The organism is Streptomyces sp. NPDC051940 (assembly GCF_040680895.1).
In the GTDB taxonomy this organism is placed as follows: Bacteria; Actinomycetota; Actinomycetes; order Streptomycetales; family Streptomycetaceae; genus Streptomyces.
Map to the genome: position 1 here is coordinate 1 of NZ_JBFAXR010000107.1, position 12,016 is coordinate 12,016.

General features: G+C 73.0%; 10 protein-coding genes. 8 read left to right on the forward strand and 2 right to left on the reverse strand.

Annotated features, from left to right (window positions below):
• Nucleotides 1–191 precede the first annotated feature (191 nt).
• From AB0M28_RS30715 to AB0M28_RS30725, 3 genes are all read left to right on the forward strand, one after another.
• Entirely contained in the window at nt 192–1,211 is a 1,020-nt protein-coding gene (locus AB0M28_RS30715; RefSeq protein WP_365412269.1) for a methionine synthase, read from the forward strand.
• Nucleotides 1,198–3,393, forward strand: coding sequence for an NAD-dependent DNA ligase LigA (gene ligA, locus AB0M28_RS30720; protein ID WP_365412272.1), 2,196 nt, complete (start codon nt 1,198–1,200; stop codon nt 3,391–3,393). Before AB0M28_RS30715 ends, ligA begins: the two co-directional genes overlap by 14 nt.
• 151 nt (nt 3,394–3,544) lie before the next feature.
• Nucleotides 3,545–5,671: a bifunctional diguanylate cyclase/phosphodiesterase gene (locus AB0M28_RS30725; RefSeq protein ID WP_365412275.1), complete on the forward strand. Its 2,127-nt coding sequence runs from the start codon at nt 3,545–3,547 to the stop codon at nt 5,669–5,671.
• Between the two features lie 37 nt (nt 5,672–5,708).
• On the opposite strand, the gene AB0M28_RS30730 is transcribed toward AB0M28_RS30725, so the two are convergent.
• Nucleotides 5,709–6,698 carry a maleylpyruvate isomerase family mycothiol-dependent enzyme gene (locus AB0M28_RS30730; protein ID WP_365412277.1) on the reverse strand — a complete coding sequence of 330 codons (990 nt, stop codon included), beginning with the start codon at nt 6,696–6,698 and terminating at the stop codon, nt 5,709–5,711.
• Nucleotides 6,682–7,296 carry a sigma-70 family RNA polymerase sigma factor gene (locus AB0M28_RS30735; protein ID WP_365412280.1) on the reverse strand — a complete coding sequence of 205 codons (615 nt, stop codon included), beginning with the start codon at nt 7,294–7,296 and terminating at the stop codon, nt 6,682–6,684. The genes AB0M28_RS30730 and AB0M28_RS30735 overlap by 17 nt, the downstream gene beginning before the upstream one ends.
• Nucleotides 7,297–7,863: 567 nt before the next feature.
• On the opposite strand from AB0M28_RS30735, the gene gatC reads away from it, so the two are divergent.
• The 5 genes from gatC (at nt 7,864) to AB0M28_RS30760 (ending at nt 12,016) form a co-directional block, all read left to right on the forward strand.
• On the forward strand, nt 7,864–8,160 hold the full coding sequence (gene gatC / locus AB0M28_RS30740; RefSeq protein ID WP_365412282.1) for an Asp-tRNA(Asn)/Glu-tRNA(Gln) amidotransferase subunit GatC: 297 nt from the start codon (nt 7,864–7,866) through the stop codon (nt 8,158–8,160).
• Between the two features lie 5 nt (nt 8,161–8,165).
• A complete protein-coding gene (gene gatA / locus AB0M28_RS30745) occupies nt 8,166–9,659 on the forward strand; it encodes an Asp-tRNA(Asn)/Glu-tRNA(Gln) amidotransferase subunit GatA (RefSeq protein WP_365412285.1) in 1,494 nt (497 codons plus the stop codon).
• Nucleotides 9,656–9,898 (forward strand): hypothetical protein, encoded by a 243-nt coding sequence (locus AB0M28_RS30750; RefSeq protein ID WP_365412288.1) that lies wholly within the window; start codon nt 9,656–9,658, stop codon nt 9,896–9,898. Before gatA ends, AB0M28_RS30750 begins: the two co-directional genes overlap by 4 nt.
• Before the next feature lie 17 nt (nt 9,899–9,915).
• On the forward strand, nt 9,916–11,412 hold the full coding sequence (gene gatB, locus AB0M28_RS30755; RefSeq protein WP_365412291.1) for an Asp-tRNA(Asn)/Glu-tRNA(Gln) amidotransferase subunit GatB: 1,497 nt from the start codon (nt 9,916–9,918) through the stop codon (nt 11,410–11,412).
• 184 nt (nt 11,413–11,596) lie between these two features.
• Nucleotides 11,597–12,016 carry a hypothetical protein gene (locus AB0M28_RS30760; protein ID WP_365412294.1) on the forward strand — a complete coding sequence of 140 codons (420 nt, stop codon included), beginning with the start codon at nt 11,597–11,599 and terminating at the stop codon, nt 12,014–12,016.

The following is a 12,016-nucleotide window of genomic DNA, read 5'->3' on the forward strand; positions in this document are numbered from 1 at the left end:
CCCTCGGGCGGGGGCCGGGGGGGCCCCCCCCCGCCCCGGGGGCCCGGGGGCGGAGCCCCCGCAGCGGAAGGCGACCGCACCGGCAGCCCGTCCGGCGTCTGAGGACGGAGGCGCGCAGCGCCGACCCCGACAAAGGGGCGGAGCCCCAGGTCAGCGCCACACCCCCAAGCGGAGCGCATAGGCTTCACCGCGTGAGCGACAACAGCGCATTCATCTGGGACCGCGGCGCAGCCACAGGCGTAGGCTCCATGCCCGGCGGCGACGCCCGAGAGACCGCGCGCACGGTCACCGGCGAAGCCGAAACGTTCCCGTTCCTGGCGGAGCTCCCCGCCCGCGGCCCGGGCGCCGACATGATCGGCCGGACCGCCGGCCTGCTCGCGGACATCTACGCCCACGTGGAGCCGAGCGGCTGGCGCGTCAGCGACCGCCCCGGAAGGGACACCAAGCGCGCGAGGGCCTGGCTGGGCGAGGACCTGGACGCCCTGGAGGAGTTCACCCAGGGCTACGAGGGCCCGCTGAAGGTGCAGGCCGTCGGCCCGTGGACGCTCGCCGCGGCGCTGGAGCTGCACGGCGGCGAGTCCGCCCTCCGCGACCCGGGCGCCTGCCGCGATCTGGCGGCATCCCTCGCGGAGGGGATCAGAACCCATCTCGACGACGTACGACGCCGGATCCCGGGCGCCGAGCCCGTCCTGCAGCTCGACGAGCCGTCCGTGACCGCCGTCCTGCGCGGCACCGTGAAGACCGCGAGCGGCTACCGGACCTACCGCGCGGTGGACCGCGCCGTCGTCGAGAGCGCCCTGCGGGACGTCATCGACGCCGCGGCCGTCCCCGCCGTCGTCCACTCGTGCGCCCCCGACGTCCCCTTCGCGCTGCTGCGCCGGGCGGGCGCGACCGCCGTGTCGTTCGACTTCTCGTTGCTCACCGAGCGTCAGGACGACGCGATCGGCGAGGCCGTCGAGGGCGGCACCGCGCTCTTCGCCGGAGTCGTCCCCGGCACGGACGCAGGAGGGGGTCGATTGTCAGACCCAGCCGGTAGCGTCGGGGGTGTCAGGACGTTGTGGCGCAGGCTGGGGCTGTCGCCGGGGACCCTCGCGGACTCTGTGGTGATCACCCCTGCCTGCGGGATGGCGGGCGCCTCGCCCGCCTACGCCCGCCGCGCGCTCGCCCACTGCGTCAGGGCGGCGCGATCGCTTGTCGATGACCCTGAGTGAGATTCAGCCGAAACGGGAGGCCCTTGTGAGTGCGGACGCTACGGCACGGGAGAAGCACCGGCTGCTGGCCGAGCAGGTCGAGGAGCACCGCTTCCGCTACTACGTGACGACCCCGATCGTCACGGACGCGGAGTTCGACAAGCTGCTGCGCGAGCTGGAGGCGCTGGAGCAGCAGTACCCCGAGCTGCGCACCCCCGACTCGCCCACCCAGAAGGTGGCGGGGACGTACGAGACGGAGTTCGCCTCCGTCCAGCACCTGCAGCGGATGCTGTCGCTGGACAACGCCTTCACGGACGAGGAGCTGGACTCCTGGTCGGACCGCCTGGAGCGGGAACTGGAGGGCATCGGGCACCAGTTCCTCTGCGAGCTGAAGGTCGACGGCCTCGCGGTCAACCTCACGTACGAGGACGGCCGCCTGACCCGCGCCGCCACCCGCGGCGACGGCCGCACCGGTGAGGACATCACGCCCAACGTCCGCACGCTGAAGGGCATCCCGCAGCGGCTGAAGGGCGAGCAGGTCCCCGCAGTCGTGGAGGTCCGGGGCGAGGTCTACTTCCCCGCGGAGAAGTTCGAGGAGCTGAACGCCTCCCTCGTGGAGCAGGGCAAGGACCCCTTCGCCAACCCGCGCAACGCCGCCGCGGGCTCCCTGCGCCAGAAGGACCCGAAGATCACGGCCACCCGCCCGCTGCGGATGGTGGTGCACGGGATCGGCGAGCTGCGCGGCGCGTCCATCGACCGGCTCTCCGAGGCGTACGACCTGCTCAAGGAGTGGGGCCTGCCCACCGCCCGGCACAACAGGGTCTGCAAGGACATGACGGAGGTCCGCGCCTTCATCGAGTGGGTCGGACAGCACCGCCACGATATGGAGCACGAGATCGACGGCGTCGTGATCAAGCTCGACGAGATCCCGCTCCAGGGCCGCCTCGGCTCGACCTCGCGCGCCCCGCGCTGGGCGATCGCGTGGAAGTTCGCGCCGGAGGAGGTCAACACCAGGCTGGTGGACATCCGGGTCGGCATCGGGCGTACGGGCCGGGCCACCCCGCAGGCGGTCGTCGAGCCGGTGCACGTGGCGGGCTCGGAGGTCGAGTTCGCGACCCTGCACAACCAGGACGTCGTCAAGGCCAAGGGCGTGCTGATCGGCGACACGGTGGTGCTGCGCAAGGCGGGCGACGTGATCCCGGAGATCCTCGGCCCGGTGGTGGAGCTGCGGGACGGCACGGAGCGGGAGTTCGTGATGCCGGCCGAGTGCCCCGAGTGCGGCGCGGCGCTGCAGCCGATGAAGGAGGGCGACATCGACCTGCGCTGCCCGAACGCCCGGGGCTGCCCGGCGCAGCTGCGGGAGCGGCTGTTCTATCTGGGCGGGCGCAAGTGCCTCGACATCGAGAACTTCGGCTATGTCGCCGCCGCCGCGCTCGCCCAGCCGCTGGAGCCCGCGGAGCCCGTGCTGACGAACGAGGGCGACCTCTTCGACCTCACCATGGAGCAGCTGCTGCCCATTCGGGCGTATGTCCGCGACCAGGACACCGGCCTGCCGAAGCGCGACCCGGAGACCGGCGAGGAGAAGATCGTCTCGGTCTTCGCCAACCAGAACGGGGAGCCGAAGAAGAACGCCGTCGCGATGCTGGAGTTCATCCAGGCCGCCAAGGAGCGCCCGCTGGCCCGGATCCTCACCAGCCTCTCGGTACGCCACGTCGGCCCCGTCGCCGCCGAGGCGCTGGCCCGCGAGTTCCGCTCGCTCGACCGGATCGAACAGGCGACCGAGGAGGAGCTGGCGACGACCGAGGGCGTCGGCCCGACCATCGCCGCCTCCCTCAAGCAGTGGTTCGCGGAGGACTGGCACCGCGAGATCGTCGCCAAGTGGCGGGCGGCCGGGGTGCGGATGGAGGACGAGGCGCCGGAGGGTGAGGAAGGTCCGCGTCCGCTCGAAGGACTCACCTTCGTCGTAACGGGCACACTCCAGTCACACACCCGCGACGGGGCGAAGGAGGCACTGCAGACCCGCGGAGCGAAGGTGACGGGATCTGTCTCCAAGAAGACCGACTTTGTCGTCGTCGGCGAGAATCCGGGGTCGAAGCATGACAAGGCCGTGCAACTGAAGGTACCCGTGCTCGACGAGGCCGGTTTCGCCGTCCTGCTGGAGCAGGGACCGGACGCGGCGCGGGAGGCGGCGACGACCGAGTAGCCCGGCATCCGGGCCCCTTGCGGACCGGATGGGACACCTCGGGGGTTATCGGGCGACCGAAGGCGATCGCCGCCCGCGACAGCCTTTCGCGGCCTACTGTTGAGAAAGTGGTGTGCGTTCGTGCGTACATCTGGCTGTGAGAGGGACGGGGATGGTGCGACTTCCCGGGGCACGCCCCCCGGACGCCGGCGCCGCGAGCGACAGTGCCGAACGCGCGTCGCAGCTGCGCCGGTTCGGGGTGCCCCTGGCCGTGCAGCTGACCGCCGCGCTCGTGCTCGCCTTCGGGCTGTGGGCCGCCGTGGCCGACGGCCGCGCCGTCTTCCCGCACGGGGCGGCCGGCTGGTCGCTGGCCGTGCTCACGGCGGTGATCGTCGGCCATCTGGTGGCCCTCGGCAAGGACCGCTGGTGGGGCGGCATGGGCTCCGGCGCCGCGCTCACCCTGGCCACGCTGCTGCTGTACGGGTGGCTGCCCGCGGTCTTCATCAGCATGGTCGTGGTGGTGCTGGTGGGCGCCGCCCGGCGCAACCGGTGGCGGCAGGCCCTGCTGCACGGCTCGGTCGACGTGATCGGGCTGGGCGCGGCGGCGCTGGTGCTCATGTCCTTCGACGTGCGCCCGTCCGTGGCGAACCCGTGGCGGCCCGACAACTGGGACATGTACGTCCTGCCCGAGGTCGTCACCGCCGCGCTGGTCTACGTCGTCGCCACCCGGCTGCTGCTCTGGCAGGCCGTGGCCCCGCAGCAGGGCCCCCTCGGCGACCGGGGCACCCTGGCCCGTACGGCGATGATGCGCCAGGGGCTGGTCGGGATCGCCCTGCTGGGCATCTCGCCGCTCATCGTGGTCGTCGCCGTCCACATGCCCGTACTGCTGCCGCTCTTCGCGGTGCCGCTGATCGCCCTCGACTCCACGCTGTGGATCGCCCGGGCGCGCGCCGAGGAGCAGCTCCAGGACCCGCTGACGGGGCTGCCGAACCGGCAGTGGCTGCTGGAGCGCACCTGGGCCGCGCTGGACGAGGCCGAGCGGATGGGCAAGCGGGCGGCGCTGCTGCTGATCGACCTCGACCGCTTCCGCGCCGTCAACGACACCCTCGGCCATCTGGCGGGCGACCGGCTGCTGCTGCAGATAGCGGACCGGCTGCGGCTCGCGCTGCCGCGCGGCGCGGAGGTGGCGCGGCTCGGCGGCGACGAGTTCGCGGTGCTGCTGCCGACGACGGACTCCACGACCTCCGCCCAGCGGGTGGCCCGCACGCTCGTCGCCGCCCTCGGGTCGCCGCTGGACCTGGACGGGCTCACACTCGTGCTGGAGGCGAGCGCCGGCGTCGCGGTCTTCCCCGAGCACGCGCTGGAGACCGAGGGCCTGCTGCGGCGGGCCGACGTGGCGATGTACCAGGCCAAGCGCGACCGCAGCGGCGTCGAGGTGTACGAGGCGCGGCGCGACGGCAACACCCCCGACCGGCTCGGCCTCCTCGGCGATCTGCGCCGCGCGCTGCAGTCGCACGACGTGGAGCTGCACTACCAGCCGAAGGTCGGCTTCGACGGCGCGGTCGTGGGACTCGAGGCCCTCGTGCGCTGGGAGCACCCCGAGCGCGGCCGGGTCTCGCCGGAGGAGTTCATCGCGATCGCCGAGACGTCCGGGCTGATGCCGGTCCTCACGGAGTACGTGCTGGAGACGGCGCTCGGCCAGGTCGCGCGGTGGCGGGCGATGGGCCTGCACGTGCCCGTCGCGGTCAACGTCTCGCCGCGTGACGTCCACACGCCCGGCTTCGCGGGGGCGGTCGCGGCGCGGCTCGCCCGGCACAAGGTGCCGCCGGGGGCGCTGCAGCTGGAGATAACGGAGCACGTACTGCTGGAGGACCCGCAGCGGGCCGCGGACACGCTCGCCGGACTCTCGGGGCACGGCGTGAAGATGTCGCTGGACGACTTCGGCACGGGGTACTCGTCGCTGGTGCACCTGCGCCGGCTGCCGGTGTCGGAGCTCAAGATCGACCGGTCGTTCGTGGCGCGCCTCGCGGTCGACGACGAGGACGCGGAGATCGTGCGCTGCACGGTCGACCTCGCGCACTCGCTGGGCCTGCGGGTCGTGGCCGAGGGCGTCGAGGACGACGAGACGTGGGAGCGGCTGCGCGACATGCGGTGCGACGCCGTCCAGGGCTGGCTGGTGGCCGCGGCGATGCCCCCGGAGGAGACGACGGCCTGGCTGCGCGCCCGCGAGGCCGGCGCGGTCAGGGTCACGCCGGCGCTCCCCGCGGCCCCGGAGGACACGGGGTCGCCGGTCGTCTAGCGGATTCGCCGCACGGCGGGTCCGTCGCCCAGCGGGGTCACAGCCACGCCAGCGACGCCGCCCGCCGCAGGACGGACGAGGCCGCCGCCTCGTCACCCGTACGGCGGTGCGGGACGCGCGCGGGTGCGAGGCGGTCGCCGATCAGGAAGCAGAAGTCGAGCGGGTCCAGCGTCACGTCCGCCCGGGCCGGGGCGGTGCCCAGCAGCACCGGGGCGTGCCCGCCCACCGTCAGCCGGACCGCGGGCACCACTCCGCGGAGCGCCGCGGTGAGCAGCCGCAGCCCCAGGTCGACCATCAGCCCCAGCTGGTCCGTGGGCGGTGCGGGGACCGGAACGCCGAGGGCGCGGCCGATGTCGTCCGTATGGATCCACGTCTCGAAGGCCCGCACCAGGAAGTGGTCCGCCAGGGGGAGCGGCATGCCCAGCAGGGTCACCCGCGCCGTGGCCGCGTCCGGGTCCTGGGCCGGCCGGGAGGCCAGCAGGGCCTGTGCCTGGGCGCGCCAGCGGGCGCGGGTCTCCGCGGGCGGGAAGCCAGCCTCGTACGCGATGACCGACGCGGTGCGCGCCGCCCACTCCTCGCGCCAGGGGAGGGGCGGGGTGTCCGGCTCGCCGCCGTCCACCAGCCGCCGTAGGGGCTCGTCCGCGGCGAGCAGGTGCGCGACCGTCCCCTGTACGTCCCAGCCGTGGATGACGGGCACGTGCCACGCCCCCCGCTCGTCGGCCTCCCGCAGCAGCGCCTCCAGCGCCGACACCGCCGCCGCGTAGGGCGCCGCGTGTGCCGCCGTACGTCGTGCCGGTGACCGGCGCCGTACCGCGGTGGCCAGCACCGCGGTGCCGGGCGGCCCGTCCCACGCCGCCGCGTGCGGGCCGTCCAGCGCGCCCACCACCGCGCGCAGCGAGTCCGCCTCGGCCGCGCAGTCCGCGCACCCGGCGAGATGCTCGCTGAGCAGCTTCTCCTCCCCGGGCGTCAGGGCGTCCAGGGCGTACGCGCCCAGCAGATCCCGGACCGTGTCATGGCCGTCGGTCATCGCGGGCCTCCTTCCACGGACGGGCGTCCCCGCCCCCGTCCCCCAGGCGTTCCGCGAGCGCCCGCAGCGCGGCGCGGAGCCTGGTCTTCGCCGTTCCCTCCGGGATGCCCAGCTCGCGCGCCGTCTGGCGGTAGCTGTGCCCCGCGAAGTACGCCAGGTGCACCGCCTCGCGCTGCGCGGGCGGCAGCAGGGCCAGCGCGGAGTGCAGCGCGAGGCGCTGCTCCGCGGCCATCGCGGCCTCCGCCGGGCCGGGGCCGGGGTCGGTCGCCGGGTCGGTGCGCTCGACCGCGCGGCGCTGCTTCTCCTCGCCGCGCACCCAGTCCACGGCGCGCCGGTGGGCGAGTACGGAGAGCCAGGTGCGTAGCGCGCCGCGGTCCGGGTCGAAGGCGAAGGGCCGCTCCCAGAGCTGGGTGAACACCTCCTGCGCCACCTCCTCCGCACCCGCCGGCGAGCGGGTCACCCGCAGCGCCACCCGCCGTACCAGCGGGCCGTGCGTGTCGTACACCTCGCGCAGCGCGGACTCGTCGCCGTACACCAGCCGCCGCCGAAGTTCCTGGTCGGGCAACGGCTCACCCCGTACCGCGGGCTCCACTGACACCACTCCCCGAGCGTGCGCGGTGTGCACCCTGCCGGAGCCCATAGTGGCCCACATCCACCCACCCGGGCCAGGGGGTGCCACCCCCACGCCCCGCAATCCGCAACATCGCGGGGGCTTCGCCCCCGGACCCCCTGGAACAGGGTGGCCGGGTGAAGGGAGATGGTTGCGGGCGGACCCCGCAACTCACCGAGGCCAGCGCGGCATCCGACGGCCGCGGGGGGCCGGCTCGACCTCCGGGCGGCCGCGGGGCAGGCCCGGCATCCGGGCGGCCGCCAGGGCGGGCTCGACTTCCGGGCGGCCGCCGGGTCGCCCCAACGCCTCCGGCGGCGTGTGCGGCCGAGCACGCGGGGGCTTCGCCCCCAGACCCCCTCGGGGGGAAGGGCAGAGCGTGGGTACGGATCGGCGACCGGCCTCGCAGAGGGCCGCCGGACATCCCGCCGCGCGGAGGAGCGAAACGGAGGGTGTCGAGCGGGGTCCGACCCCGCCGGAGGGCAAACCGTTTCGGTGCATGCCCGCGCGCCCCATAGGATTGGCCCGAAAACAGACACCCACCCCGTGAGGAAGCCGATGCCTGGCATCACGCGCGAGGAGGTCGCGCACCTGGCGAAGCTGGCGCGACTGGAGCTGAGCTCCGACGAGCTGGACCACTTCGCCGGACAGCTCGACGACATCATCGGCGCCGTGGCCGCCGTCTCCGATGTCGCCGACGCGGACGTTCCGCCGACCTCCCACCCGCTGCCCCTGACCAATGTCATGCGTAAGGACGAGGTCCGCCCGTCCCTGACGCCCGAGCAGGCGCTGTCCGGCGCCCCCGCTCAGGAGCAGCAGCGCTTCAAGGTGCCGCAGATCCTGGGGGAGGAGTGACCGACATGACCGACATCATCAAGCTGACGGCCGCCGAGACCGCCGCGAAGATCGCCTCCGGCGAGCTCACCGCGGTCGAGGTCACCGAGGCCCACCTGGCCCGGATCGACGCCGTGGACGAGAAGGTCCACGCGTTCCTGCACGTCGACCGGGAGGGCGCGCTCGCGCAGGCCCGCCGCGTCGACGAGAAGCGGGCGAACGGCGAGAAGCTGGGCCCGCTGGCCGGTGTGCCGCTCGCCCTGAAGGACATCTTCACCACCGAGGGCGTGCCGACCACCGTCGGCTCCAAGATCCTCGAGGGCTGGATCCCCCCGTACGACGCCACGGTGACCAAGCGGCTGAAGGACGCCGACGTCGTCATCCTCGGCAAGACCAACATGGACGAGTTCGCCATGGGGTCCTCGACCGAGAACAGCGCGTACGGCCCGACCGGCAACCCCTGGGACCTGACGAGGATCCCCGGCGGCTCCGGCGGCGGTTCGTCCGCGTCCCTGGCCTCCTACATGGCGCCGCTGGCCATCGGCACCGACACCGGCGGCTCCATCCGCCAGCCCGCAGCCGTCACCGGCACGGTCGGCGTCAAGCCGACGTACGGCGGCGTCTCGCGGTACGGCATGGTCGCCTTCAGCAGCAGCCTCGACCAGGGCGGGCCGTGTGCCCGCACCGTCCTGGACGCCGCGCTGCTGCACGAGGTCATGGCCGGCCACGACCCGCTGGACTCCACCTCCATCGACGCCCCCGTCCCGCCCGTCGTCGAGGCCGCGAAGAACGGCTCCGTCGCCGGCATGCGCATCGGCGTCGTCAAGGAGTTCCGCGGCGAGGGCTACCAGGCCGGCGTCATGCAGCGCTTCGACGAGGCCGTCGAGCTGCTGCGGGAGCTGGGCGCCGAGGTCGTCGAGGTCTCCTGCCCGTCCTTCACCAAGGCGCTGGCGGCGTACTACCTGATCGCCCCCTCCGAGTGCTCCTCCAACCTCGCCCGCTTCGACGGCCTGCGCTACGGCATGCGCAAGGGCGACGACGGCGAGCACTCCGCCGAGGAGGTCACCAGCCTCACCCGCGAGGCCGGCTTCGGCGACGAGGTCAAGCGCCGCATCATGCTCGGCACGTACGCGCTCAGCTCCGGCTACTACGACGCGTACTACGGCTCCGCGCAGAAGGTCCGCACGCTCATCACGCGGGACTTCGAGAAGGCGTACGAGCAGGTGGACGTGCTCATCTCGCCGACCACCCCGACGACCGCGTTCCCCATCGGGGAGCGCGCCGACGACCCGATGGCGATGTACCTCGCCGACCTGTGCACCATCCCGGCCAACCTCGCGGGCAACGCGGCCATGTCGCTGCCCTGCGGGCTGGCGCCCGAGGACGGACTGCCGGTCGGTCTGCAGATCATCGCCCCCGCCATGAAGGACGACCGGCTCTACAAGGTGGGCGCCGCGGTGGAGGCCGCGTACCTCGCCAAGTGGGGCCACCCGCTGCTCGAGGAGGCACCCGCGCTGTGAGCAAGAGCCTTGCCAAGGCCAAGGGCTTCAAGAAGACCCGGGCCGGTACGTACTTCTCCATCGCCACCACGCTGTTCGGCGCCGTCAGCGTCGCCAAGCAGCTGAAGCAGGCCCGGGTCGACGACGACAAGCTGCGTCTGCTCGACTCCGCGATCTCCGCGGCGGCCATCGCGACGGGCGTCGCGATACTGCTCCGGGAGCTTCGGCGCATGAACGACGACGACATCCTCGCGGGTTGAGAGGCTGAGGAAGCAACGTGACTGTCACCTTTGAGGACGCGCTCGCGTCCTACGAGCCGGTGATGGGCCTGGAGGTCCACGTCGAGCTCGGTACGAAGACGAAGATGTTCTGCGGCTGCTCGACGGCGCTCGGCGCCGACCCGAACACCCAGACCTGCCCCACCTGCCTCGGCCTGCCCGGCGCGCTGCCGGTGGTCAACGCGATCGGCGTGGAGTCCGCGATCAAGATCGGCCTGGCGCTGAACTGCGACATCGCCGAGTGGTGCCGCTTCGCCCGGAAGAACTACTTCTATCCGGACATGCCGAAGAACTTCCAGACCTCCCAGTACGACGAGCCCATCGCGTACAACGGCTATCTGGACGTCCAGCTGGAGGACGGCGAGGTCTTCCGCGTCGAGATCGAGCGCGCGCACATGGAGGAGGACACCGGCAAGTCGACGCACGTCGGCGGTGCCACCGGCCGTATCCACGGCGCCTCGCACTCCCTCCTGGACTACAACCGCGCCGGCATCCCGCTGATCGAGATCGTCACCAAGCCCATCACGGGCGCGGGCGAGCGGGCCCCGGAGATCGCCAAGGCGTACGTCGCGGAGCTGCGCGAGCTGATCCGGGCGCTCGGGGTCTCCGAGGCGCGGATGGAGCAGGGCCAGATGCGCTGCGACGTCAACCTGTCGCTGATGAAGCCGGGCGCCGGGAAGTTCGGCACCCGGTCCGAGACGAAGAACGTCAACTCGCTGCGCAGCGTCGAGCGGGCCGTGCGCTCCGAGATCTCCCGGCACGCGGAGGTCCTGAACGGCGGCGGCACGATCATCCAGGAGACCCGCCACTTCCACGAGGACACGGGCTCGACCACCTCCGGCCGGACGAAGGAGGAGGCGGAGGACTACCGCTACTTCCCCGAGCCGGACCTGGTGCCGGTCGCCCCGCCCCGTGCGTGGGTGGAGGAGCTGCGCGGCACGCTGCCCGAGCTGCCGCGCGTACGCCGCAACCGGCTGCGCGAGGAGTGGGGCGTCTCCGAGCACGACATGCAGTCGATCCTCAACGCGGGCGCGGTGGACCTGATCACCGCCACCATCGACGAGGGCGCGGACTCCACGGCCGCGCGCAAGTGGTGGATGGGCGAGCTGGCCCGCCGGTCCAACGAGGACGGCGTCGAGCTCGCGGAGCTGAAGATCACGCCGGGCCAGGTGGCGCGGGTCGCCGCGCTGGTCAAGGAGGGCTCCCTCAACGACAAGCTGGCCCGCCAGGTCATCGAGGGCGTGCTGGCCGGCGAGGGCGACCCGGACGCGGTCGTCGCCGCCCGCGGTCTGGCGATCGTCAAGGACGAGGGCGCGCTCGGCGCCGCCGTCGACGAGGCCATCGCCGCCAACGCGGACGCCGCGCAGAAGATCCGCGACGGCAAGGTCGCCGCGGTCGGCGCGCTGGTCGGCGCGGTCATGAAGGCCACCCGCGGCCAGGCCGACGCGGCCCGGGCGCGCGAGCTCATCCTGGAGAAGCTGGGCGTCGAGGGCTGAGGTCCTCGCCGGTCGTATCCGGTCTGCTCCGGGGCCCCTGCGGGCCTTCTCGAGGAGTACGGGCCGGGCTGGGTCCTTCGACCCCGCCCGGCCCGTTCGCGTTCCCGGCGGAGTCGGGCCGTCGAGGGCCTTGCCGGGTGCGCGGGCCGGTCGTACAAGGGAATCCTGGGGAGGGAGGCCCGTCATGGCCGTCCGTAAATCGAAGATGCAGGAACAGGTCGCCGAGTCGATCAAGAAGACCGATCCCGGGGCCCGGCCCGTCGTCACCGTCTACAGCGTCACCGGTCCGACCCCGTGGTTCACGGGCTCGTTCGGGCTGCTCGGGCAGCTCTTCGTCAAGTACTACTTCATCACCGTGACCGAGCAGTCCGTCATCATCCACGGCGCGAGCGTCATGACCGGCCGGCCGACGAAGGTGGCGCACGCCATCGACCGGCAGGAGGCCAAGGACATGGTCTCGGAGGTCCGCCGGGCGAAGGTGTACAGCTCGTTCCGGATGCGGCTGCCGGGCCAGGCCAAGCCCACCCGGATCAACGTCCACCGGGTCTGGCGCCCGGAGATGGACCGGTTGCTGACGGAGCTGGGCACGCCGACCGCCGCCTAG